The 25,444-nt window shown below is 40.7% G+C and carries 23 protein-coding genes and 1 pseudogene; 8 read left to right on the top strand and 16 right to left on the bottom strand.

Features of this window, described 5'->3' with window-relative positions:
- Positions 1-10 precede the first annotated feature (10 nt).
- From mfd to V7L07_RS10345, 3 genes are all read left to right on the top strand, one after another.
- Positions 11-3,634, top strand: a complete 3,624-nt coding sequence (gene mfd / locus V7L07_RS10355; RefSeq protein WP_335057465.1) for a transcription-repair coupling factor — start codon at positions 11-13, stop codon at positions 3,632-3,634.
- A 120-nt stretch (positions 3,635-3,754) separates the two neighbouring features.
- A complete protein-coding gene (locus V7L07_RS10350; protein ID WP_335057463.1) occupies positions 3,755-3,967 on the top strand; it encodes a hypothetical protein in 213 nt (70 codons plus the stop codon).
- Positions 3,968-4,026: 59 nt separating this feature from the next.
- Positions 4,027-4,227, top strand: a complete 201-nt coding sequence (locus V7L07_RS10345; protein ID WP_442936045.1) for a type II toxin-antitoxin system RelE family toxin — start codon at positions 4,027-4,029, stop codon at positions 4,225-4,227.
- A gap of 73 nt (positions 4,228-4,300) precedes the next feature.
- Here V7L07_RS10345 and V7L07_RS10340 read toward each other — a convergent pair whose 3' ends face one another.
- The 5 genes from V7L07_RS10340 to V7L07_RS10320 form a co-directional block, all read right to left on the bottom strand.
- Complete coding sequence (locus V7L07_RS10340; protein ID WP_335057461.1) at positions 4,301-5,113, bottom strand: hypothetical protein; 813 nt, start codon at positions 5,111-5,113, stop codon at positions 4,301-4,303.
- Between the two features lie 119 nt (positions 5,114-5,232).
- The gene (locus tag V7L07_RS10335; RefSeq protein ID WP_335057459.1) at positions 5,233-7,185 is read right to left on the bottom strand and encodes a DEAD/DEAH box helicase family protein; all 1,953 of its coding nucleotides are present in this window, start codon (positions 7,183-7,185) and stop codon (positions 5,233-5,235) included.
- Between the two features lie 611 nt (positions 7,186-7,796).
- The gene (locus tag V7L07_RS10330; RefSeq protein WP_335057457.1) at positions 7,797-8,228 is read right to left on the bottom strand and encodes an NUDIX hydrolase; all 432 of its coding nucleotides are present in this window, start codon (positions 8,226-8,228) and stop codon (positions 7,797-7,799) included.
- Positions 8,229-8,236: 8 nt separating this feature from the next.
- Positions 8,237-8,689, bottom strand: coding sequence for a DUF3531 family protein (locus V7L07_RS10325; protein WP_069070833.1), 453 nt, complete (start codon positions 8,687-8,689; stop codon positions 8,237-8,239).
- A gap of 74 nt (positions 8,690-8,763) precedes the next feature.
- Positions 8,764-9,720: a Sll0314/Alr1548 family TPR repeat-containing protein gene (locus V7L07_RS10320; RefSeq protein WP_335057455.1), complete on the bottom strand. Its 957-nt coding sequence runs from the start codon at positions 9,718-9,720 to the stop codon at positions 8,764-8,766.
- Positions 9,721-10,021: 301 nt separating this feature from the next.
- Between V7L07_RS10320 and V7L07_RS10315 the strand changes: the two genes are divergently transcribed.
- Both V7L07_RS10315 and rsmG read left to right on the top strand, forming a co-directional pair.
- Complete coding sequence (locus tag V7L07_RS10315; protein WP_335057453.1) at positions 10,022-10,696, top strand: ABC transporter ATP-binding protein; 675 nt, start codon at positions 10,022-10,024, stop codon at positions 10,694-10,696.
- A gap of 289 nt (positions 10,697-10,985) precedes the next feature.
- Positions 10,986-11,720 carry a 16S rRNA (guanine(527)-N(7))-methyltransferase RsmG gene (rsmG, locus tag V7L07_RS10310; protein ID WP_335057451.1) on the top strand — a complete coding sequence of 245 codons (735 nt, stop codon included), beginning with the start codon at positions 10,986-10,988 and terminating at the stop codon, positions 11,718-11,720.
- 264 nt (positions 11,721-11,984) lie between these two features.
- On the opposite strand, the gene V7L07_RS10305 is transcribed toward rsmG, so the two are convergent.
- On the bottom strand, positions 11,985-12,740 hold the full coding sequence (locus tag V7L07_RS10305; protein ID WP_335057450.1) for a superoxide dismutase: 756 nt from the start codon (positions 12,738-12,740) through the stop codon (positions 11,985-11,987).
- A 299-nt stretch (positions 12,741-13,039) separates the two neighbouring features.
- Complete coding sequence (locus V7L07_RS10300; RefSeq protein ID WP_335057448.1) at positions 13,040-13,663, bottom strand: Uma2 family endonuclease; 624 nt, start codon at positions 13,661-13,663, stop codon at positions 13,040-13,042.
- Between the two features lie 161 nt (positions 13,664-13,824).
- Here V7L07_RS10300 and V7L07_RS10295 point away from each other — a divergent pair, with 161 nt between their 5' ends.
- Complete coding sequence (locus V7L07_RS10295; RefSeq protein WP_335057447.1) at positions 13,825-14,043, top strand: hypothetical protein; 219 nt, start codon at positions 13,825-13,827, stop codon at positions 14,041-14,043.
- On the opposite strand, the gene V7L07_RS10290 is transcribed toward V7L07_RS10295, so the two are convergent.
- The 4 genes and pseudogenes from V7L07_RS10290 to V7L07_RS10275 all read right to left on the bottom strand — a co-directional run bounded on the left by V7L07_RS10290 (position 14,006) and on the right by V7L07_RS10275 (position 16,337).
- Positions 14,006-15,103, bottom strand: coding sequence for an ABC transporter ATP-binding protein (locus tag V7L07_RS10290; protein ID WP_335057445.1), 1,098 nt, complete (start codon positions 15,101-15,103; stop codon positions 14,006-14,008). The genes V7L07_RS10295 and V7L07_RS10290 overlap by 38 nt on opposite strands.
- A gap of 51 nt (positions 15,104-15,154) precedes the next feature.
- On the bottom strand, positions 15,155-15,421 hold the full coding sequence (locus V7L07_RS10285; protein WP_335057443.1) for a hypothetical protein: 267 nt from the start codon (positions 15,419-15,421) through the stop codon (positions 15,155-15,157).
- Positions 15,414-15,583: pseudogene (locus V7L07_RS10280) on the bottom strand (type II toxin-antitoxin system HicB family antitoxin). The gene V7L07_RS10285 and the pseudogene V7L07_RS10280 overlap by 8 nt, the downstream one beginning before the upstream one ends.
- 25 nt (positions 15,584-15,608) lie before the next feature.
- Positions 15,609-16,337 carry a GUN4 domain-containing protein gene (locus tag V7L07_RS10275; RefSeq protein ID WP_335057440.1) on the bottom strand — a complete coding sequence of 243 codons (729 nt, stop codon included), beginning with the start codon at positions 16,335-16,337 and terminating at the stop codon, positions 15,609-15,611.
- 276 nt (positions 16,338-16,613) lie between these two features.
- On the opposite strand from V7L07_RS10275, the gene V7L07_RS10270 reads away from it, so the two are divergent.
- Positions 16,614-18,035 (top strand): NADP-dependent isocitrate dehydrogenase, encoded by a 1,422-nt coding sequence (locus V7L07_RS10270; RefSeq protein ID WP_335057438.1) that lies wholly within the window; start codon positions 16,614-16,616, stop codon positions 18,033-18,035.
- 11 nt (positions 18,036-18,046) lie between these two features.
- Here V7L07_RS10270 and V7L07_RS10265 read toward each other — a convergent pair whose 3' ends face one another.
- The gene (locus V7L07_RS10265; protein ID WP_335057436.1) at positions 18,047-18,172 is read right to left on the bottom strand and encodes a hypothetical protein; all 126 of its coding nucleotides are present in this window, start codon (positions 18,170-18,172) and stop codon (positions 18,047-18,049) included.
- A 260-nt stretch (positions 18,173-18,432) separates the two neighbouring features.
- The gene (locus V7L07_RS10260; protein ID WP_335057434.1) at positions 18,433-20,208 is read right to left on the bottom strand and encodes a sensor histidine kinase; all 1,776 of its coding nucleotides are present in this window, start codon (positions 20,206-20,208) and stop codon (positions 18,433-18,435) included.
- An 820-nt stretch (positions 20,209-21,028) separates the two neighbouring features.
- Between V7L07_RS10260 and V7L07_RS10255 the strand changes: the two genes are divergently transcribed.
- Positions 21,029-21,802: a response regulator gene (locus V7L07_RS10255; protein ID WP_335057432.1), complete on the top strand. Its 774-nt coding sequence runs from the start codon at positions 21,029-21,031 to the stop codon at positions 21,800-21,802.
- A gap of 369 nt (positions 21,803-22,171) precedes the next feature.
- On the opposite strand, the gene mtnA is transcribed toward V7L07_RS10255, so the two are convergent.
- From mtnA to V7L07_RS10240, 3 genes are all read right to left on the bottom strand, one after another.
- Positions 22,172-23,236: an S-methyl-5-thioribose-1-phosphate isomerase gene (gene mtnA, locus V7L07_RS10250; protein ID WP_335057430.1), complete on the bottom strand. Its 1,065-nt coding sequence runs from the start codon at positions 23,234-23,236 to the stop codon at positions 22,172-22,174.
- 240 nt (positions 23,237-23,476) lie between these two features.
- Positions 23,477-23,725: a hypothetical protein gene (locus V7L07_RS10245; RefSeq protein WP_335057428.1), complete on the bottom strand. Its 249-nt coding sequence runs from the start codon at positions 23,723-23,725 to the stop codon at positions 23,477-23,479.
- Positions 23,726-24,081: 356 nt separating this feature from the next.
- Positions 24,082-25,350: a calcium-binding protein gene (locus tag V7L07_RS10240; protein ID WP_335057426.1), complete on the bottom strand. Its 1,269-nt coding sequence runs from the start codon at positions 25,348-25,350 to the stop codon at positions 24,082-24,084.
- Positions 25,351-25,444: the final 94 nt, after the last annotated feature.

Below are 25,444 nucleotides of genomic sequence, written 5' to 3'. Positions count from 1 at the left end.
AGTAGTACTTATGTCATTTTCTTCTATTGTGCGTGCCTTAGGCCGATCGTCGCTCACTACTGAATTTATTTCTAAGCTGAATCGACAACAAGAATTGCGGTTAAATGGCATTTCTCGGCTGCCCAAGACTCTGGTAGCTTCAGCATTAGCACAGGCTCAGGGCAAGGATTTGTTCGTGGTTTGCGCCACTCTGGAGGAGGCTGGACGCGTTTATGCACAACTGGAGGCAATGGGATGGCAAACAGTACATTTTTATCCCACCTCCGAGGCTTCTCCCTACGAACCCTTTGACCCGGAAACTGAGATGAGTTGGGGGCAAATGCAGGTATTGGCGGATTTGGGAATGGGGGATAGGGGACTGGGTACTGGGGACTGGGGACTGGGGGGACAAGAAGGCATTAGTGAAAAAGTTACTCCCTTGTCTCTTCCCAATTCCCAATCCCCAACCCCCAATACCGGAGCGAAGCGACCTTTGGCGATTGTCGCTACTCAAGGGGCGTTGCAACCTCATTTGCCTCCACCAGAAGCTTTTGGTCAATTCTGTCTTACCCTGAAAAAGGGGATGGAATTAGATTTGAATGCCTTCAGTGAGAAAATAACTATTTTGGGGTACGAAAGAGTGCCTTTGGTGGAAATGGAAGGGCAATGGAGTCGGCGGGGCGATATTGTTGATGTATTCCCGGTTTCCTCTGAGTTTCCAGTCCGGTTGGAATGGTTTGGCGATGAAATTGAGCAAATGCGGGAATTTGATCCCGCAACCCAACGTTCCGCCCTCGACAAAGTTGATCAGATAATTCTTACCCCCACTAGCTTCACTCCTGTGGTGATGGCAGCACTCAACAAGAGTGCCCAGTTCCGAGTGCTGAGTGCTGAGTCAGAATTTAACTCAGAACTCAACACTCAGCACTCAGCACTCATTGAGGGTAGCCGTCGCTTTTTGGGGTTGGCGTTTGAGCAACCAGCATCTCTGCTAAACTACTTAGCAGAAAATACCCTAATTGCCATTGATGAGCCAGAACAATGCCATGCTCATAGCGATCGCTGGGTAGAAAATGCGGAAGAACAATGGGAAATGGGAAATAGGGAATGGGAAATAGGGAATGGGGTAGATTCTTCCCCTACTCCCCATTCATTACCGAAAATTCACCGTTCGTTTGATGAGTGTTTGGCTGACGTTGCCAAATTTAAAACATTATATTTATCGGAACTGTCAGAGGAGAATAGTGGGATCAATCTTGCCAGCCGTCCTATTCCAGCTACACCACACCAGTTTGCTAAACTAGCTGAAACCATCCGCCAAGAACGCGATCGCAATTTCTCGATCTGGCTGCTTTCTGCTCAACCTTCGCGTTCTGTCTCACTGTTGCAAGAACATGATTGTCCGGCTCAGTTTATCCCCAATCCCCGCGATTACCAAGCAATTGATAAGCTGCAAATTAACCATATTCCCATAGCCCTAAAATATTCTGGTCTTGCCGAACTCGAAGGTTTTATCCTGCCTACCTATCGAGTAGTAATCGTTACAGATCGAGAATTTTTTGGGCAGCATTCCTTGGCGACTCCCGGCTATATCCGCAAGCGCCACAAAGCTACTTCTAAACAAGTTGATCCCAATAAGCTGCGTCCTGGTGATTATGTAGTTCACAGAAATCATGGTGTTGGTAAATTTGTCAAGCTGGAAAGTTTGACGATTAATGACGAAACCCGTGATTATTTGGTGGTGCAATATGCTGATGGGTTACTTAGAGTCGCAGCCGATCAAGTAGGGGCTTTATCCCGGTTCCGCGCCGGAGGTGATAAAGCACCGGAACTCAACAGAATGACTGGTAAAGCTTGGGAAAATACGAAGAATAAAGTCCGTAAAGCCATCAAAAAATTGGCGGTGGACTTGTTGAAACTGTATGCAGCGCGATCGCAACAACAAGGTTTTAGCTTTCCCAGTGATATGCCTTGGCAAGAGGAATTGGAAGATTCTTTCCCCTACCAACCCACGACGGATCAGCTTAAAGCTGTTCAAGATGTAAAACGCGACATGGAAAGCGATCGCCCAATGGATCGCTTAGTTTGTGGCGATGTCGGTTTTGGGAAGACGGAAGTGGCGATTCGTGCTGTTTTTAAAGCAGTCATCGCCGGTAAACAAGTGGCACTCCTTGCGCCAACGACTATTTTAACACAGCAGCATTACCATACACTCAAAGAACGTTTTGCACCTTATCCCGTAAATGTCGGTTTGCTCAACCGTTTTCGCTCTGCTGAAGAACGCCGCGATATTCAAAAACGATTGGCAACTGGTGAATTAGATGTAGTTGTTGGCACACAGCAACTTTTGGGTAAAGGTGTGGCATTCAAAGATTTAGGACTATTGGTGGTGGATGAAGAACAACGATTTGGGGTAAACCAGAAAGAGAAAATTAAAAGCTTGAAAACTCAAGTGGACGTGCTTACCCTCTCTGCCACTCCCATTCCCCGAACCTTATATATGTCCTTGTCGGGAATTCGGGAAATGAGTTTGATTACCACGCCACCCCCAACCAGACGACCAATTAAAACCCATTTGTCACCGATTAATTCCGAAAGTATCCGCACTGCAATTCGTCAAGAATTAGACAGAGGCGGACAGGTATTTTATGTAGTTCCACGAGTGGACGGCATTGAAGAGACAACAGCCAATTTACGAGAAGTGATACCGGGAGCTAGATTTGCGATCGCTCACGGTCAAATGGATGAAAGCGAGTTAGAATCAACCATGCTCACTTTCAGCAATGGCGATGCAGATATCCTGGTTTGTACGACAATTATTGAATCTGGCTTAGATATTCCACGAGTCAACACGATTTTAATTGAAGATGCTCACCGCTTTGGATTAGCACAGTTGTATCAATTACGCGGTCGTGTGGGACGTGCAGGTATCCAAGCTCATGCTTGGTTATTTTATCCGAAGCAACGGACGTTATCTGATGCAGCACGGCAACGTTTACGAGCAATTCAGGAATTTACTCAGCTAGGTTCTGGGTATCAACTGGCGATGCGCGATATGGAAATCAGAGGTGTGGGTAACTTACTAGGTGCTGAACAATCCGGTCAAATGGATGCCATCGGTTTTGATTTATACATGGAAATGCTGGAAGAAGCAATTCGGGAAATCCGAGGACAAGAAATTCCGAAAGTGGAGGATACCCAAATTGATCTCAACCTGACGGCATTTATCCCAGCAGATTACATTACCGATTTGGATCAAAAGATGAGTGCTTACCGAGCGGTAGCTACAGCCAAATCTAAATCAGAATTAAAGCTAATTGCAGCCGAGTGGAGCGATCGCTATGGTACTTTACCTGTCCCTGCAAATCAACTTTTGCGAGTCATGGAACTCAAACAGCTAGCGAAAAAACTCGGATTTAGCCGGATAAAACCAGAACAAAAGCAGCACGTCGTTTTAGAAACGCCGATGGAGGAACCTGCTTGGAATTTGTTAGCGGCGAACTTACCAGACAATCTCAAGACGCGGTTTGTCTATTCTCCAGGCAAAGTGACGGTGCGTGGATTAGGAGTTTTTAAAGCAGATCAACAATTGCAAAATTTGATTGATGCTTTCGGGAGAATGCAAGGTGCGATTCCAGAGGCCGCTGTTCTTTGATCAGTAGAAAAAGATTAGTCATCAAGTGAAAACACATCTCAGACTTACTGAGAAGTATTTTAGAGTAAAATAAGGTGTTCAAAGAATAGACAATGACGAGCAGTTAAAAAGAGTGAAAACATGGAAACTCCAACTAAAAGGCAAGCGTTAATCAAGGCTATTAATGAACAATTAGAACTGGCTTATGACGATACATTGCAAGAGATTTTATCCCTGTTGAAAATTCGTAAACAGGAAGATGAGTCCGACGAAATAGACTTTGAAGAGGGATTAAAAGATATAGCAGAAAATGGTACTTTAACTTGGTCAGAACATCAGCAAAAAACTGCATGAGCTACCAAGTAGAAATTTCCAAAAGTGCATCTAAATAACTCAAAAATTTACCCGTAGATATTCAAGAAAGACTAGAGAGCAAAATTCAACAATTAGCTCTTGATCCTCGCCCTGATGGTGTCGGCAAATTAAAAAATGGTGAAAATCGTTATCGCATTAGAGTAGGCGATTATCGGATTTTGTATCATATTTATGATGATGTCCTAGTCGTAACTGTTGTCAGAGTAGGGCATCGTAGAGAAATTTATAAAGATGATTGACGCTGGAGCAAGCCGTAATTCCAAGTTAAACATAAAGACAACGACACCAGCAATTTGAGTTTAAGGTATTCTGTTAGCAGTGGCTAGTTTCGTCCTGACAATTTGTACTGTCAATGGACTGTTGATTCAATGATTTTCCTATATGATTATAAAGTTCTCTCAGTTGATCAACATCTAAAGATTTAATTAGTTCCTCTGCCGCTTTTTTGGAATTGCAGCGAGGAATCGTTAGCCATAATTTATAGTTTGTATCATTGGATGGCTCTTTTTCTAACCAATTTTGTACCAGTCTTCTTCCTTCCTGCGTGATCTGGTAATAGCCATCTCTTTTACTTGATACTGGTTCAATCCACCCTAGATCGAGCCATCGCTTCCTCCAGATGTGAGCTTTGCTAGAAACAATATGCAACACTTCGCCGATTTTACTTACATTAATAGGTTGATTATCTGCACAATTTTTAGCCAGTTTAGAAAACCTTTGCAAATAACCCTCTAAATTGCCCCAACTATTAGGTTGCTGTTCTTCTCCCTGAATCTGCTTTGCTTGAACTGATTCCAGTTCCTTGAGAATCTGGTCAATTACTTCTGGAGGGTAGCCAAGACCCCAAGGTGGTTTAGCATTGCAGAATGAACCATAAGAAGGGAATGGTTGACCGTTCTCATCTATCAGCTGACGATATCCAGCGTGTTCCTCTATGCCCTTGAGCCAAGTTCGTAGATGTTTGACACTGCTTGCATTGTCCTTCAACAGAGATTGTATTTGCAATCGCACTGCGATCGCCCAAGGTTGAGAGCCTGGAGGAGCTGCAAGATTTCCAGGGTCGCCAACCGTTACTGTTCTTACCTTGGAAACATTAGATTTCACAGGTGTTCTATAAATCATCACATTTCTAGGTTAGCTAGATTAGCAAAGTCCCTGCATCACAGTCACTTTCTCTAGAGTTAGGAGAAGGGAAAATGCAAAATTATATAGTACTATAGTACTATATAATTTTTTTAGTCATGTTACGCTGTTGGGTCAATAGAATAATTTTGCTGAATCCATGCCCAGACCCGCTTTAATTCCTCTATAGTCATTTCCTCGCGGGGCCTGCCGAATCTTTTCTTAATTTCTTTATTAATGCTTCCATACGGTTGCTGATTTTGATATTCATACTTCCGATTGTGGTTCTCAATGGACTGCCTGAGTTTCTCTTCAATTCCACTAGAAGTCAAAACGTTTGACTCAGTAATACCATAAGGATCACCCACTGGTTGAGAAGACTGATAAATTTCCATTGCCTTTTTGAACTGGATTGGACTAATACCAACACATCCAACTCCTGCCATTGCTGCCATAAGACGCTGAGTTTCTTGGTAGTCCAGAGCTTCCCCATTGATACCACTTGCTCTTTCACGAGTTGCGGCAGAAGCTAAAGGGATGATGTCATTAATAGTTAACTTAGATTCGTTTTGTTCATTACCAGAGTCAGATGATTGATTCCTAAGTTTTTCTTGTTGTTCTCTTAAAAACGGTTCTTGTTCCACCTGAATACTAGCAATACAATCTTGAAATAATTGATCGTCTGGAGCGTAAATATATCCCAACTGGTGTTCATAGATTAGAGAGCCTGAACCACGATCAACACGTGCAGTCCGCGTTACCATTTGCTCAATCCAAGGAGTACTTCTAATATGGGTCAAACAAGCAATATGGGTTACAGCAGGTACATCTAAACCCTCGTATGCCATTGCCACTGTTACTAAAATATCTACAGAATTTTTACCGTGAGTTTTGAAACGTTCAATTGCTTTCTTTGCTTCTTTGGTATCAGAACTCGTAGCGATAGCAGCCATAACATTCATGTCTTTAAGCCACTCCAGGAAACGCTTTGCATTGGAAATGTTGGCGGCTACTACTAGCATCCTGGCTCGTCCATTTAACTGTCTATGAGCTTGCCAGTCATCAAGACAGCGCCTCAATAACTCAAAAGCATACTCAGTATTTAAAGCGGTATGCAAACCATCCCCACTGTCATCTCCAGCTTCTGCCAAACTGTCGATTGTCCGAGCTTCTCCTTCCTTATCTATCCATTCAGCGCGACAATCAAGAAGTTGGAAATGCAAAGGAATAATAGCATGTTCAACCAAAGCATCTCGGCGGGTATACCGAATTACAGCAATTTTAGGATCGCTCAAATTTTCAAGGTTGAGAGTGATTCCACCCTGAACTTTTTGATAAGGTAAAAATGCAATAGGCTGGCTGTTACCACGTTCATAAGTGCCACTTCCTAAAATTACAACTTCTGCCCGATCTACCAGAGGTTGAATTGCTTCATGGGTGGCGCTATCCAGTTCAGCATGATGAACTTCATCTAAAAATAAAATATATCGCTTAGTAGCAAATTCTTGAGCGTTAATGCGAGTACCTCGATCAAAACTCAAGGCTTGATAAGTTGTAACATAGCCAGAAAGACCACGACATGGGTTATGTTCATTAGTAGCAGAGCGAATAATATGATTGTGCTTCAAAAAATTCCTCAATCTACCATCTGCAAAAGCCTCTTCAGCCTGTTTCTGTAGTGACTGACGCGGCGCAATCCAACAGATGGCATCAGCTACAGTTGGAATTAAACGGGCGGCAGCAATTACTGGTAAAAAACTTTTCCCACCTCCTGGAGTGACGCTGACAATAATTGTCCTAACGCTGCTGACTTCAGCTTTAATTTGTTCACAAATTTGCAGCATATCAGTTTGGTGTTTTCTCAATTGCATCGCACCTTTCTCCCTATTACATTTGTGACATAATGCTTGCATTTGGTGAAAATTAGTTTGCTTGCTGATAGAGTAAGGAATCACATGGTCAGCAGCAAAGTCGTCTAGCAACTGGCAGCCGCATCTTGGACATTTACCACCAGCGCCATACCATAATAGGGCGCGAAGACGCTTAGAGCGGAGGAATCGGTTTTGTTTAGGCATATACTTATCTCCTAAAGTTCTATATAAAAGAACAATTACAGAATTTCCTCAGCGTACCTGCCAGATGCTAAGTAAGTAGTATCTTAAAAGACTACCATTTTTAATTTAGTTTTATAAGACAATACAATTGCTTTTTACCTTACAACACAAAAAGCAATCGCCTGACTGTGCAAGAATAGTAAACTGATAGCAAAGTTATGCTAAAGGAAGACAAAAGATTACATTTTAGATTGCCAGAACAGAAGTTAAAAATATTGGAGTCTTTATTGTTCTGCAACACACATAAAGAAATTGGCTTTAGCTTAGGAAATTAAACATTGCTACTTAAACCCTATGAATTCTGCTATTGAGAGCGATCGCGCTTTGCTCTTACCCCAAGAGATCGCACCCTAACCACCCCAACAGAGTGCAAGCATAGATAATTTTATAGTATGACTTTTGTAACGATTGACAGCTATGACAGAGCTACTTGAACAAGCGATCGCTAAACTAAAAAACTTGCCTGCCAATGAACAAGATGCGTAGGCGTAGCCCGCCGCAGGCATCGCGGCAATGATTTTAGAAGAACTAGAAGATGAGCGCTTACCATGAAGTTGAAATTTTCAAATGATTTATAAATATTCAAAAAATACTTCAGGTACTAATTTGAATTCTCCTGATTTCAAGCGAGAAATATCTATCCATAACGCTTTATGTTTATGATGTGGTGATTCGGAAAAAATTAAACTTTCCAGTTGATAAAATTTTGAATCAGCAAAGTCACATTGATAAAGCTGAATAATTTCATGACCTTGCCTGCCATTAAATATAAACAGGTTCTCTATACAACCTAAATATTTAATATTCGTTAATTCTGCCTGAATTTCCTCTTGAAATTCCCGTTTTAAGGCGGCGTGGCTGGTTTCACCAAAATTAACACCACCGCCTAAAGCCCGATAAAATGTTTCTTGTTTTGCGGGATCGTAGCCTTCAGAAAGAAATATGCGTTCGCCATTCCTAATTAGCCCCAAGGCTATTACCCTAATTTCACCTGCTTTACTCATTTTTATAACTAATTATCATAAATAGACTGAGGACGACTTTCACTATCCTCAATAGGCCAATCGGGATTTTCGCCACCGATGTACAATTCTTCAATGGTCACATATTCCTGACTTAGCTGGGTGAGAGCGTTGATTAAAATATCCAATGCGATCGCATCACTGGTTCCTAAGTCAAACCAACAACGCCCCCACTGTCCCTCATATTCAAACTCACCGATGTTGTGCATCAGTGCTAGTAGGCTTTTGTCATAACCTTGTTCATCATAATTCATGTAGCTGATATCGAGTCCAGTGTCCTGCACCTGAAGATTCTCTGCATTAAATGCACCTAATTTACCCAAATAAAACCAGGAATTGAAAACTTCTTCTACATACTGCTTTTCACGCGCAGAAGGATTTGTGCTGAATTTCAGCCAAATCCACATATCAAAAGGATTAATTTCGCGGAACTGAATCTCCATTTTGGTCTAATCTCTCAATTACTCGTCTGCAAATAAGCATATCAAAGTAGGGAGTGGGGAATGGAGAATGGGGGTTAAGGATTCTTCAGGCTCACAGCATTTTTGCGTTCACCCTCAATTTGTTTGACTAAATCGCCTGGGAGTTGGGATTTTTTAGTCAGTGCTTTGTCAAAATTTGCGATCGCTTCCTGGATTATCTGCTGGCTTTTTTCTTTTTGCCCTAATTCTTTCAGGATTTGAGCTTTGAGATAATAAATTTCTGGATTATCGGATGTGGTTTTAATTGCTCGGTTGACATACTCTAGTGCTTGTGGATACCTTTTTAAATCCCGGTAAGCAAGAGCAACACCCCGCTCTACTAGATATTGAGGAGCAGCATTTTGTTCTAAGCGTCGAATTGCCTGATCTGGGCTAGCAAAAGGCAAATTAACCGCCAATAATAAATCCATATAACCCTTGATTAAATTCAGTTCTGGATCGTTGGCAGAGATTGTCTCGGCTTTATCTAAATATTCATAAACTTGTCGCAACCGACTAAAGGCTTGCGGTACACCCTTGACTGTACCCTCACGGGTGATAACTACTGCACCCTCTAAAAAATGACCAACAGCAGTGTATAAATTACCACGCAACGGATCGCTAGAAATTAGTTTTTGTCCAGTTTCTAAAGTTTTCTGGCTGTAGGTATCGAGTTTAGCCCAATCCTTATTTCCGTATGCTAAAGATGCCTTTATGGCATAAGCTAGAGGTTCGTTTGGCTCTTTGGATATTGCTTGTTGCAGGTAACGATCTGCTGCTGGATAATTGCCCTGTTGGAAAATTGCTTTAAAAGCTGCTTCTGTTAGGTCGCCAATTTGATGAGGTTCGCGATCGCGAAAGGGATCACCAGCTAGAGAAGGACTTACCCACAAATTAAGTGCGATTGCCCAAGGGGCAACGCCAAAGGCGAACGCAGCTGCAAAAGCAGTCTGAACAAGGGTAATGAGTTGAGCAGACACTATTAATCGAGGAGAAGAAAACCTTTTAGTCATTTTAACCCTCAGAATAATTGCGGTTGAAATAGTTGTATGTGTTACTTAGAATACAAAAAATGGTTAAGTTTAATTTTACTGAAGAAAGGCAGGGGGCAGGAGGCAGGAGTTATTTGTCCTTCATTACTCAGCACTCAGCACTCTTTCAGGGTGAGTCTGCCACAATAGAGAAAATGTAAATGATTCTTGCTGCGATATTAAGGTGTTAAGGCAGATAATACGCTATAAATTTTTCCAGAATTTTCTAGATACCTCAGTGTAGTTAATCAGTAATTTGCTGACTTTTTGGTAATCTTAACAAATGCTCTATCTCCGAAATGTAAATTATCACCCTACAGCGTGCCCAACAGCGATTCTCAAATCGGTCAACTTGGAATTAGCACCCCAGCAGCTAGGTCTGATTATTGGCCCAAGTGGTTCAGGTAAAAGTACCTTACTAGAAATTTTGTCGGGACTAGCCGAACCCACAACTGGCGCACTCTTCTGGCGGGAACAAGAACTAATAGCCGAACAGCTACAACAATTGGCTGGGTTGGTATTTCAGTTTCCAGAGCGGCACTTTTGCGGCGGTTCGATTTTAGAAGAATTGCGTTTAGGACATCCTGAGTTAGGGTCAGAACGAGTCAGACAAGCGCTGAGTGAAGTGGGATTAGAGCATTTATCGCTTTCCGTTGCCCCTCATGCTTTGAGTGGTGGTCAGCAGCGACGTTTAGCTTTGGCAGTGCAATTGATTCGCCAGCCAAATTTACTGTTATTAGATGAACCCACCGCTGGGTTAGATTGGTCAATGCGTCGGCAACTGGTAAATTTATTAGCGAAACTGAAACAAGATTGGACACTGTTAATAGTGACACACGATGCTGGGGATTTGCTAGCGATCGCAGATCGTTGCTGGACACTCAACCACGGTGAACTAGAATCAGTAGACCCAAAGACACTAGAAGCCAAAGCTAAAGAACCTCTACCAGCAGTATAAATAGGGAGTGGGGAAATGAGAGGGCAAGAATTTTAGATTTTAGATTTTGGATTTTAAATTGAAGGTTCTTGCGCCCCTTTTATGGTGATTGAGGATTGATTGTGACAAAACCCTTGCGGGGTAAGGGTTATAAGAAATTATGGTACTGTTTTAAATGAAATGCTTACAGGGTAAGGCTTTTAATGGTTTTGAACCAGGTTTTCCATAAAAATAACCGAAGAACCAAATTGAATAATCCAAAATTTAAAATCCAAAATCCAAAATTGAATTGCCCAATTCCCAATTCCCAATGACTAACTTATTGCCTGAGATGGCAGAAATCTGGCAGCAAACTCTCAATTGGCAACCAACTGTCCAACAGCAAGCGCAATTTCAAAAGCTTTATGAGTTAATTCTAGAAGGTAATCGCCAACTAAATTTAACTCGCATCACTGACCCCCAAGAGTTTTGGGAAAAACATCTCTGGGATTCTCTGCGAGGAATTGCACCCCTATTATCAGCAAATTTCTCTACTGCTTCCCCTGCTCTCATCGATATTGGTACAGGTGCAGGTTTTCCAGGTATTCCAGTAACAATTACAGTACCTAATTGCACAATTACTCTTCTCGATTCCACTGGGAAAAAAATTGCTTTTATCGACAATATATTAACTGAACTTGCCCTTAGCAATGCTAAAACTCTGGTTGGTAGAGCGGAAGAAATCGGTCATCATCCCCAGCATCGATTAGCTTACGATATTGCATTGATTCGTGCTGTAGGTGCAGCCTCGGTATGTGCAGAATATACCCTACCACTGCTCAAACAGGGCGGTTTAGCCATAATTTATCGCGGTAATTGGACAGAAGATGAAACAACTGCTTTGCAGAATGCTGTGAAGCAGTTGGGTGGCGTGATTGAATCAATCGAACAATTTACAACACCCCTGAGTCACAGCATCCGCCACTGTGTCTATTTGCGTAAGGTAGCCACCACACCAATTCAGTTTCCCCGTGCTATTGGTGTACCTACCCAAAAGCCTCTTTAACTAATTCGTAATTCGTAATTCGTAATTCGTAATTCGTAATTATAAAGCAATACAGTTCAGATAAGACCAAAACACTTGTAGAAACGGCGATTTATCGCGTCTCGAAAACCCAAAATTTTTGCCCGTCGCCCTTAAGTGAACCGTATTGAATTATAAAGGGTATAGCAGCCCACATTGATCGTAATTACAAATTATTTGGACAGGAGCGGAAGATCAAGTTTTTATTTTTTCTATCTCTTCCTGCTTTTCTCCTTGTCTCAATCTTTAAGCAAATTTACTTGCGGCTGCAAACCTCTTGTTAATCTCATCCCAATTAAGCACGTTCCACCAAGCATCTAAATAATCGGTGCGGCGATTCTGGTAATTGAGATAATATGCATGTTCCCATACGTCATTACCCAGGATAGGATATTTGCCTTCACTTAAAGGACTATCTTGATTAGCTGTAGTTGTCACTTCCAACTTGCCATTTTTGTTACGTACTAGCCAAACCCAACCACTACCAAAACGACCAGCACCAGCTTCGTTAAACTGTTTTTTGAAAGCTGCAAAAGAGCCAAAGTTTTGATTAATAGCAGACGCTATATCTCCTGTTGGTTCTCCCCCACCTTTTGGCTTCATAATTTTCCAGAACATTGAGTGGTTGACATGACCACCCCCATTATTGCGTACTGTTTTGCGAATATCTTGTGGTACTTTGTCAAGTTTCTGCAACAGTTCTTCAACAGTTTTACCTTTGAGTTCTGGGTGTTTGTCTAAGGCTGCATTCAGGTTTTTCACATAGGTTGCGTGGTGTTTATCGTGGTGAAATTGCATTGTTTTGGCATCGATGTGCGGTTCCAGTGCTTCGTAGGCGTAAGCTAAAGGGGGCAGTTGGATAGCACCTGTTGTATTTGGTGTTGTATCGGGAGTTGTAGTATTTGCCTCAGGAGATTTTTCTGCTAATGCACAAGCATCTAATGCAAAAGCACCCGCACCTACTGTGAATATGAACAAGAAATGGCGTCGATTAATAGTCATATAAGTTTTACAGCGAAATCGATTAAGTCTCTATTGCAGTTTTTATTTTCTTAGATTCTGGCTACAAAAAATTGGGAATTGGCGATTATTGCTGGCAGTTTAAGAAACTTTGTTTAGACTTGTAATATTAAGTACTAAAATTCAGAAACCGATTGAAAACTTTCAAATATTATCGCACCTTTAGTAACTTATAACTGCCTCGTGACGATTTTAGACAGTACTGGTGTGATTCTTTATTTTTTACAGGATTTTTAGAGCGTCTTTCAGTACGTTGCCTGTGGCGGTTACGGTCTAATTCATCAATAACGCACTGAAAAAATTTGTTCAACAGTTAGATTTAAATCTGGAAATGTTGGCGACTCTATACGGTCGTCTCCTCTAAACTGTTTACCACGATATTCACCCTCATCACTTAAAGAGTAAATTGTGATTGTTGGCTGTTTGGGGTCCCCTATCAATTCCTTGCTACCCAAAGCAGCATAATCCACAATCCAATATTCTTGAATACCCATTTCTTCATAATCGGCAAACTTTTTATGATAATCATCTCTCCAGTTAGTACTGACGACTTCAATCACTAATGGAATTGAAGCTGGTTTACTAAGGATAGATTGTTTCTCCCATAATGGTTCATTATCCAAGTTAGAAAAATTCATTAATAAAACATCAGGATAGTACCCTGACATTCTATTTTCTGGCTTCACTGTGGTGGTTTTAGGTATGCCGTAATAAAGTTTAAGACGAAGACACTCATACCCTAACATCATTGTTAAAAATGCTACTATTTGCTCGTGTTTACCTGATGGTGGAGGCATTTGAATAATATCTCCATCGTGTAATTCATAACGAATGTTTTCCGGTTGTGTTTCTAAAAACTCAATATATTCATCAAATGTAAATAGTTTTTGTAGTGATTGAATCATTATTTCATCCTGATTATGGATATAAACACTTCTCACTGCTGTAACCTGAAAATTAAAAGTTAACGGGGTGTAGCGGTGAAAGGTGAAAGTAAATCGGCATGGACGCGCCAAGGTTCTTACTCAGCAAGAGATACAGCAAATTTTCGCTATTTGATTAACAAATGACCGCGATGGCTACGCCCGCCGCAGGCATCGCACGACGCAAGGGCAAGGTCAGAGTTACGGTCAAAAATTGGATTAACGGCGGTGTGGTGATGATTCTGGATGCGATCGCTAACCTATCCCTCGTCACCAATTACAACAATCGCACACAAAACAATTATATTTTACACTCCGAAGCGCTTATAATATTCTGTCCCCAGTTTTGGGATCAAATATAAACAACTGATTTAAATCTAGTTGCAGAGCAAGGCGATCGCCTGGACGCAAACGCGCATCCCCACCCACCTGAATATTCAACACCACCGCCGAACCAGGTAAACCAGCACGAATCAAAGTTTCCCTGCCCAAAGGTTCCACCACTTTAACTTCTACAATCAGCTGGCTCTCATTTTCTTCTTGGCGTCTTGGCAGTTCCTTAATAAAAATATGCTCTGGACGAATCCCCAAATCAAAACTATATCCCTGACGCAAATTTAATTTTTCCTTCACATCTGCTGGAATTGCTAATAACTGTCCACTCACATCAAAACCATTATCTTGATAGATTGCAGGCAGAATATTCATTGGTGGACTACCTAAAAAACTTGCCACCATCTGATTAGCCGGATTTGCATAAATAGTTTGAGGATCGCCGATTTGTTGAATCCGTCCGCGATTGAGTACGACAATCTTATCAGCCAAAGTCATGGCTTCAACTTGATCGTGAGTGACGTAAATTGTTGTAATGCCTAATTCTTGATGTAACTGTTTCAATTCTGCCCTGGTATCATCGCGCAATTGGGCATCTAAATTAGATAAAGGTTCATCAAGTAAAAACACTTGAGGTTCACGAGCGATCGCTCTTCCTAATGCTACCCGTTGTTGCTGTCCCCCAGAAAGTTGTTTGGGTTTACGATCCAGCAGGTGATCCAGAGAAAGCGATCGCGCCACATTCATCACCCGTTCTTGAATGATTTTCCGGTCAACCTTCCGCATTTGCAAGCCAAAGCCGATGTTTTGGGCCACACTCATGTGAGGATAGAGAGCGTAGTTTTGGAACACCATTGCCACATCCCGTTGTCTGGCGGGGATATTGTTCACCAAGCGATCGCCAATAAAGAGTTTGCCAGATGTAGCGGTTTCTAAACCTGCGATCGTTCGCAAAATCGTAGACTTACCACAACCCGATGGCCCAACTAAAACCCAAAATTCGCCATCAGGAATTTCAAAGGAAATGTCCTCAATAGCGGTGACATTGTTAAATCTACGCTTAATATCTTCTAGACGAACGTTTGCCATGATCTGATTTGATATTTTCAGTTTGGGATCGGCGGCACTTTCAACTAAGCACTAGGAGGTTTGATCTGCACCCTTCGAGGAACTGTGAGGCTGCTTTGCAAGTGCAGAAACTTGGTTGTTATGCACAACTCTAATCATAAATATTAAAGCTTTTTTGACAGCATCGGCATTAGGAAAAACCTCTGCAACATCAGGTTCTAAACGAATTTTTGTTTTACCGAAGCTCTTTCGTTCAGAACCAAACTTTCTGACTTTTAGGCTCTTTAAGTCATACTCTGCTTGCAGATTACAACATGATATTTTTGACTTCTCAGACATCCTTTAAACAAAGTTCAATTACTTCTTTCATATTAGCCATCAACTCATCAACATTTCTCCTTGACTGTAACAAGCTTGTAGCTGAGGAACTTCTCCAACATAGTAGCCATCTTCATCCCGTTCAATGATGACGTAGAATTCTCGGTAAGTGGGATTGATCATAATCTCTTTATACACAGGCTCAAAATCATTTTTCTAGATTCTTCGACCAAGCTGGGTGAGAGAGTAAAGAAGCAAAGACTCGTACTCCCCGGAGTTGATTAGAGAGGGGTAAATGACCTCTAGGCGCACTCAAATCCCAGGTGAACTCGTTGGGGTATCGCGTCCAGTTATTACCTGCTTTCCAGCCAATTTTCGGCCAGAAATTCTCCCAATTTTTAGCCAAACTCAACCAGATTTCTCGCTGCACTGAAAAGCCAAATTTACCTTCTGAGTGGACTAACCAGAGGTTGTTAATGGTTTGCAAGTCAACAGCCGAGGTATTTTCTACCTCAGTAAAATACAACCATTTTCGTTGTACAGCCGTTGGCCCTGATAGTTCACACATTTTTTCGATGGTGACGCGATCGGCTGCTTGAAAGTCTTGAGCAGCAAGTAGCTGTTGCAAAGAATTGTAGTTAATCCCGCACTCTGATTTTAGAGGTACAATTCCCTCAGGAAAAGAGGAGCGCAGAAATTCTTTGACTTGAGGTGCATCAGAGTTATAGAGGACTTGGTAAGCTTTGCCATCAATCCAAGTCGCTGGGTTTTCACGTCGTTTCAGTAAAAATTCCATCAACACGTCTAATCCCTCATTACCCAACTCAGCTAACTGTGGGATTATCTGTTGTTGGACTTTTTCAGACCCAGCGATTAACGGTCGTCGGAGGGAGTCGATGTCATTTGCCGGGTCTGATAAAATCATTGGGTCTGTCATGCCATTCTCGTTTTAGCGGTCAGTGAAAGAGCGGTAAGCTATCGAGGATTCTCCAAGGTGAAGTACTGATAGCGAAAAGTAGTTTACTATTTTTGATCGTACAAAATTGCGATCGCTTCACTGAAATCCCACACTTAATCCCCAAATAATGTACAAGGGGAATAGGGGGAAAATCTGTGCCTTCTGGCTTGGTGAACAAAAGACATAGCAAAATATACAAGCCTGCCACATAAGGATTTTTTGACTAGCAGCGTATCGATTAGGAGTGTGTGAACGATGTACGACAAGATTACCCCCCCCGCAGCCGGAGCAAAAATCACCTTCAAAAATGGTGAACCAATCGTACCGGACAATCCAATTATCCCCTTTATTCGCGGCGACGGCACAGGTATAGACATCTGGCCTGCTACCCAAAAAGTTCTCGATGCTGCTGTAGCCAAAGCATATAAGGGTCAGCGTCAAATTAGCTGGTTTAAGGTTTACGCTGGAGATGAAGCTTGTGATTTATACGGGACTTATCAGTATTTACCTCAGGACACTCTCACAGCAATTGAAGAATATGGTGTAGCTATTAAAGGGCCTTTGACTACTCCTATTGGGGGAGGAATTCGTTCTTTAAATGTGGCGCTGCGGCAAATTTTTGACTTGTATGCCTGCGTGCGTCCTTGCCGTTACTATGCAGGTACGCCCTCACCGCACAAAAATCCTGAAAAGCTGGATGTAATTGTTTATCGGGAAAATACAGAAGATATTTATTTAGGGATTGAGTGGCGACAAGGTAGCGAAATCGGCGATCGCTTAATTAAGATTCTTAACGAAGAACTAATCCCCGCCACCCCAGAACACGGGAAAAAACGTATTCCTCTTGATTCTGGTATTGGCATCAAACCCATCAGCAAAACTGGTTCTCAGCGCCTAGTCAGACGTGCCATTAAACACGCTTTGCTATTGCCCAAAAATAAGCAACAAGTGACTTTGGTGCATAAAGGCAACATCATGAAGTACACCGAAGGCGCTTTCCGCGACTGGGGTTATGAACTAGCAACCAGTGAATTTCGCCAAGAAACTGTTACAGAACAAGAATCTTGGATTTTGAGTAACAAGGAAAAAAATCCGAATATTTCCTTGGAAGAAAATGCCCGCCAGATTGAACCTGGGTTTGATAATCTTACCGAAGACAAGAAAGCGCAAGTTGTCAAGGAAGTTGAAACTGTTCTTAACACAATTTGGGCAACCCACGGCGAGGGTAAATGGAAAGATAAAGTTTTGGTGAATGACCGGATTGCTGACAGTATTTTTCAACAAATCCAAACCAGACCGGATGAGTATTCGATTTTGGCGACGATGAACTTGAACGGCGATTACTTGTCTGATGCTGCTGCTGCCATTGTTGGGGGATTGGGAATGGGCCCAGGGGCAAATATTGGCGATTCTAGTGCCATATTTGAGGCTACCCACGGCACCGCACCCAAACACGCCGGTTTAGATCGGATTAATCCTGGTTCAGTGATTTTGTCTGGCGTGATGATGCTGGAATTTTTGGGTTGGCAAGAAGCCGCAGACCTAATTAAGAAAGGTTTAAGCGATGCGATCGCAAATAGTCAAGTCACCTACGATTTAGCCCGATTGCTAGAACCACCAGTTGAACCCTTAAAATGTTCTGAATTTGCCGACGCAATTATTCAGCATTTTGGTTAAGTATATTAGGGCTAATTAGTTGCTTGTTCTCGCTTACGAGTCTTGAGTTCGTGAGTCAAGAGATTTTGCTGCCACTGAAGTTCAAATTTTTGACAAAAGTCATCAATCTGCCAAAACAGAGCATCTAAAGTGAACATAGAATGGGGGGTAGCTGAATGCTTCTACATATTTTCGGCTTACTTGCCCCCTTCCTTTCTTAAACACTTATTTAGAAATAACTGCCGTAAATCACCAACACCCTGAGACTTTTAGCTAATCTCTTCAATAAGTTTCATGACTTCTAGGTAAGCCTTAGTTTTCTGATCCCGAACTGATGTTATTTAGCAACTATCTATTGTTGAGTTTGTCAAATTTTAGGAGTTAAGTAGCTGTGCAAAAAATGACAGTCTCGCTGCTTCTACCCATTTTTAGCTTTCACAGGAATCTTAATTACAAATTCTGTCCCTTGACCTGGAACAGAAATACAGCCAATTTGTCCGCTATGTTTTTCGACTATAATCTGATAACAAATAGATAGACCTAAACCCGTGCCTTTACCCACTGGTTTAGTAGTAAAAAAAGGATCAAATATTCTTGTACGTACCCTCTCATCCATTCCAGAAGCATTATCAGCAATTCTTATTGCTACCCATTCTTGATCAATTACCTCAGTGCGAATGCTAATTGTTGGTAATAGACAATTGGGTTTTTCTAATTTATTATTACCTACGAACCTTGTTTTACTACTATCTTTTAATGCATCAATGGCATTAATAAGCATATTCATAAAAACCTGATTAAGTTGAGCAGGGTAGCATTCTACTAAAGGTAATTGACTATATTCTTTAAAAACTTGAATTTCTGGATATTTATCTCTAGCTTGTAACTGGTGTTCTAAAATCATTAAAGTACTATCGATGCCTTCATCAATATAAACTTGTTTAATTTCTGACTCATCCAAACGAGAGAAATTTCGCAGCGACTTAATAATTTCAGTAATTCGCTCCGTTCCCACTCTCATAGAACTAAAAGCTTTTGTAAGGTCTTGATCCAGGAAATCTAATTCATTTTCTTTGATTAGTTTTTGAATTTCTTGGGGAGTATTTGGATAATAATGTTGATATTTTCGGATTATTCTTAATATGGAATCGGTTGATTCCTTAGCATAGTTAAGATTACCATGAATAAAGTTAACAGGGTTGTTAATTTCATGAGCAATACCAGCAACAAGTTGTCCTAAACTAGACATTTTTTCGTTATGTACTAGTTGAATTTGAGTTGATTGAAGCTTTTTTAAAGTTTCCTGAAGGTAGGCATTTGTTTGTTCAAGACGATCCGATTGACTGATCGTAGATTGATCAGAAACATCTAATAACTGAGTTAGTGTTGCAATTTGTGAATTTAGATGTTGAAAGATTTCATCATTTTTTGTCATTACGATATTCTCAGCTTCAATAAGTTGCTCTTCTTCAATAAAAATTTTGTCATTTTCAAAAGGTAGTATTGTCATCTTGACGTTCAATGCTAAAGGACGTAATAAATCAACACTGCTCCGAGGAACTATAACTTTCAAGAACATTAAAACTACAAATATGTTGCCTGAAGGTAATAATCCTCCAAAGCCAACTACAGATTTGATATTATAAGGAATTACAAATGATATTTGTGAAGGAATATAAGGACTATCCAGGGCATCAGGAACATAAAAGACGTTATACATCCGCTGTTCTAAATCAGTTAATAAATTCGGGTCTGGTCGCACTACAGTATCAAGATTTAGCCCTAGTTGTTGGATAAGTTGAAAAATCATCGGTATGCGACCGATCATCTCTTTACTGAAGAGAGGAATTACCTTATGTCTCTCAGATTTATGCCGTGAGTTCCATTCTGGTAGTTGTCCAGCAGTTGCCAATAAGGTTAAACACTTGAGATTATCTTCTAGTACCTGATTAGTCAACAAACTATGTGTATATTCTTGTAAATCTGGTGTGAGTTTTCCATAGGAATGAGTTTTAAAAAAACGGACAAGCGCACAGGATTTTTCACCAGAGTTTAGATCAATTAAATTGTTATAAAGATATTGAACAATATAAGTGCTAGCTTCCTCCATATTATTAGCTTGGTTGCCTAAATTACGCAGAGATAAACCACATTCTGACATATCTCTCAAAGTAAATTTTTGCAAGTCATACATAATCTATATCTATCTGCTATAAATTGATAAAATAACGTTACTGTTATGAGTAGAAACTACCTTATAAGGAAATAAAATTTATTAAAATCAGAGTTTATGCAATATGCCTTCAAAAGGTCATAATAAAATACGTCTCCAAGGGAGAAGAAGTATGAATTCTATACATAGAATTAGTAAAATTCTTAATTCACGGCTTTTTGTTGAAGCAGCTATTTTCCGTGAACGATTATCTGAGAAGCAATTGTATTGTATACAATACTTAAGCTAGAGAATTGAGGAGCCAGCCTGACAAAAGCTTGTTGAAAGTGATTCACGTTATAAACTTTACGTAATGAAATATTCTTTTTACAATCTTTTATAAGATTAGCCTAGAATAGAAAAAAAATACAATCAGGAAAATCCTTAAATTATTTAAGGATTTTCCTAATTATCAGAAAAAAATGATAAATTAGACTTTTAAAAGCCCTAAGGTTCCCAGGCTCACCCAATATGCGATCGCGCACTATAAACCAGTGCAGGAGAAAGATTTAGAGTAGTCTTTTAGTTCCTCTGAGAAGGTAGGAACTACTGTATTTTCACGGATATGACTATGAAGGATTTGTGGGCACTAATTATATATGTAGAATCGGTCTACATTATCACAGTTAAGTTAGTAGTAATAACCAAGGCTTATGCCACTGCAACCCGATGAAATAACGAACACAATTCTAATTTGGATTTGATCAGTAGCAGTTGTAGAAATTTTGATCGGTTACAAAAGAAACATTGTATGAAAATCTATAAAAAACAAATAATCTATATATAGCAAGCCAATAGTCTCATGAACACCTCGATCGCTAACATTCATCGGATTCTTATTGTAGAAGATGAATTTATCCTTGCAATGAACTTAAAAGAAAATTTAGAGTGGCTAGGATACACTGTTGTAGATATTGTAGATGATGGAGAAACAGCAATTGATAAAGCAACTGAGCTTCGCCCAGATTTAGTTTTAATGGATATTAAACTGGCGGGTGAAATAGATGGCATTAAAGCGGCAGAAGAAATTTGGAATTGTCTTCAAATACCTTCTATTTATGTTACAGCATACTCTGATAAGAGTACTGTAGAAAGGGCAACATTAACATTTACTTTTGGTTATATTTTAAAACCTGTTAGTCAAGAAGACTTATATGTTGCTATTCAAACGGCACTCAATATTATTAAACATAAGCAAGCAGAAATAGTATTATACAAAGCGTATGAAGAATTAAAAATGAAGGTTAAAGACTATACTACAAAACTTGCTTTCGTTAACGATGAATTAAAATTAGAAATTACAAAGCCCCATCAACTAGAGTCAGAAATACTGACAAATGAGGAGTACATTTTTTCTAACAACAAGCCTACTTCTTCATTAACATCACGCCAGCTTGAAATCCTAAAGTTCATTGCAGAAGGTCATTCCACAAAAGAGATTGCAGAGTTGTTAAACATCAGTCCTAAAACAGTCGAAGCACACCGAGCGCATTTGATGAAACGGCTCAATATTTATGATGTTGTAGGTCTAGTACGCTACGCAGTTAGCATAAAATTAGTAACTTTTAATATCTAAAATTATGGAGGTTAGCTCAACAGAGTAGATCATGTTGACAGCTACTACCTCGTTCTAGTTAAGAGAGTTGTAGCAAGTGGCGTGGGAGTATAACCATTAGTGTCAACTTAAGGTTAAAACCCATTTGTCAACGATGGGTTTTGTTAGGAACGAAGTATAAAGGTGAACTTTTTTCTAACTTTTATAGGCAAGCTGGGAGTGATGCTAATAAACAAAGCATTAATAGTCCCTGAAAAAGTTCGTTTTTTGTCCCTTTCAAACCGAATTTATCAGCATAAATGCTTATTGACATAGGAAGTTTGAGCTTAACTTGACACCTATGGAGTATAACAGGGGTCTTGTTATGTGCATCTTCATAGAGGATTGATGTTAGGCTACTTGCTGTGGCTGAGATTTCACTAATTCCCCAGGAGTAAATACTCCATTCTCTGTAATGATGGCTGTAATCAAATCAGCCGGAGTGACATCAAAAGCTGGGTTGTAAAAATCAACACCCGCAGGTGTGAGAATGGTATCACCAACTTGATAGATTTCTGTTGAATCGCGTTCTTCAATGGGAATTTTGCTGCCATCAGCTAATTCAAAATCAACGGTGGAAAGGGGTGCAGCAACAAAGAAGGGGATATTATGGGCTTTAGCTGCGATCGCTACACTATAAGTACCAATTTTATTAGCAGTGTCGCCATTAGCCGCAATGCGATCAGCACCCACAACTACAGCATGAATCAAACCCTGTTTCATGCAATGGGCTGCCATATTATCAGTAATTAATGTTACTGGAATACCTTCTTGTACACATTCCCAAGTGGTGAGTTTTGCACCTTGTAAGCGGGGACGGGTTTCATCGGCAAATAAACGTTCTAAACGTCCTTCCCTCCAAGCGGAACGCACCACACCCAAAGCAGTGCCATATCCAGCAGTAGCTAGCGCCCCAGCGTTGCAGTGGGTAAGTAGTCTCAGCTTTTCTGGGGTAGTGGGCAACACTGCCAAACCATTGTCGCCGATCGCTTGACAGGTTTGCAAATCTTCCGCGTTGATTGCTTGGGCTGTTTGGAACAGGGTTTGCTTGATGTCTTCTACAGTTCCCAGAGTTTCGTAGGCGGCTTTGATCATTCGGCTAATTGCCCAAAATAAATTCACCGCTGTTGGACGAGTAGAACGCAACAACTGGGCTACTTTATCTAAGTGTTGCAAAAATTCGGTGCGATCGCTTGTTTGAATTTCCCTTGCACCAAGATACATACCATAACCAGCAGCCACACCGATTGCTGGCGCACCTCGCACAATCATCGTTGTAATTGCCCGCGCCATATCTTCACTGCGGTGAATTTCCACAAAGATATATTCGTTAGGTAAGCGCGTTTGATCAATTAGTGACACTGAGTCGTTGTGCCAAATAACGGGATAAACCTGGTTTGTGGAAAGTGTCAACATAATTAGTAATTGATAATGACGCTCGTGGACTCGCTAACGCTACGCTAACGTAATTCGTAATTGTAAGACACTTATTCATTCGGTAGGCGAGTTTTGGCTCAAAATCTGATGTGCTAAACAAATCAGCGTAAATATTTATGCGTTAGACTAGTTTACCCTAGCGATCACTTTAATCAAGGAAGGCGTAGCGCGTAGCCCAACTTAGGCATCGCTAACAAGTCTTTAACTCCCTTGATTGCCTCACCTTAAATAGCGGACTTCTTCTAATAAAATATTAAATCTCTGATCATTTTCTTCTTGTCGTTGCTTTATTAATTCCATATCTCGCTGACTTTGAGCAGCCACTTGTAACAAAGCTTGAACAGTTACCCTCATACCATCAATACTATCACGCACCTCGGTAACGCTTTCCCGCAGATTTTCCCGCAGTTCAGTAACGCTTGAAGCCAATCCATCCACCATTTCATCCGTCCATCTCTCAACCGTCATTTGATTTTTCCAAATTTAATCCAGTTTATTTTTATTTTAATTTATAAGAAGAATTCAGAATTCAGGAGTCATAATAGGCTAAACGCCCCGCTACCGCTAACAGTATGAATTCTGTACGAATAGGTGATAGCGTAGTAGTGGTGAGTCTGAGATCGAGCGATCGCCACTAACTCTTTAACAATCCAAAATCCAAAATTGAAAATCCAAAATGGTATTAGAAGTTCCTTAGCATTTGGAATTTAGGATTGTGGCAAGGTGATACTAGTACTTTTTTAAGCTAGTTTTGAGGATTTGTAGTAAGGACTTTAGTCCTTACTACTAACTTGATTATCTATCAATTGAAAGTTGAGAGAGTACTAGGCAATCAGACTGAAGTTGCTACTACTGAGAGTAATATCAGAATTTCCTAAACGGGCAAATTCAAATACTGTTCCTGTACCCAGAACGTTGCCATCTTGGTTATAGAATAGGCTGCCACTACTTTGGCTAAAGACAATACGCGCATTACTAGCGTTGACGAATTGATTACCAGTGACAACTGCAAAGTCAGTTAAAGTCTGACCCGCACTATTGGTAATAGCATTAAAGGTGGTTTTACTCAGCACAATCTGGTCTTGTCCGGCTTGAAAATCGGTGATGTAATCAACACCTAAGCTTGTGTTAAAGACAGCATTGCTTTGGAACAGATATTTATCATTACCAACTCCACCTGTAAGAGTATCATTACCATTGCCTCCTCCAAGAGTGTCATTTCCGTCACCGCCAATTAGAGTGTTATTCAGTGTATTACCAGTGAGAATATCATTGCCTGTGCCACCCGTTGCATTTTCAATCACGTTGTTGGCAGAGAGAATGAGTTTGAAATTACTATTAACCGTTTGCGAGGTGGTTAAACCTAGATTTAGGTTGACGGCAACTGTAGTACCGCTAAAGTTAATAGTATCAGTACCACCCGTTGAGGTTTCTGTAATTGTGTCAGTTCCCAAGGCGCTATTAGCTATGAAAGAATAAGTATCATTTCCTGCTAACCCTTGGAGTTGGTCATTTCCGCCACCGCCAATTAAAGTGTTATTCAGTGTATTACCAGTGAGAGTGTCATTTCCTGTACCACCTGTTGCATTTTCAATAACGTTATTGGCAGAGAGAATGAGTTTGAGATTACTGTTAACCGTTTGCGTGGTAGTGACACCTAGATTTAGGTTGACAGCAGATGTAGTCCCGCCAAAGTTAATAGTATCAGTACCACCGGTTGAGGTTTCTGTAATTGTGTCGGTTCCCAAGGTACTATTAGCTATGAAAGAATAGGTATCATTTCCTGTTAACCCTTGGAGTTGGTCATTTCCGCCACCGCCAATCAAGGTGTTATTGAGTGTATTACCAGTAAGAGTGTCATTGCCTGTGCCACCTGTTGCATTTTCGATGACATTGTTGGCAGAGAGAATCAGTTTGAGATTACTATTAACCGTTTGCGTGGTAGTGACACCTAGATTTAGGTTGACAGCAGATGTAGTACCGCTCAAGTCAATAGTATCAGTATCATCTGTTGTGGTTTCTATAATTGTGTCAGTTCCCAAGGCAGTATTAGCGAGGAAAGAATAAGTATCATTCCCGGCACCACCATACAAGGTAAGCTATTCCACATTTAACTTGCAATAGTAATATTGCCCTTATTCTTAACTTTTCTTCCCCATTTAATAATTAACTCTCCTTGATTTAACA

Source organism: Nostoc sp. (assembly GCF_036916985.1).
In the GTDB taxonomy this organism is placed as follows: domain Bacteria; phylum Cyanobacteriota; class Cyanobacteriia; order Cyanobacteriales; family Nostocaceae; genus Nostoc.
This window is presented reverse-complemented; position numbering and strand designations above follow the sequence as displayed.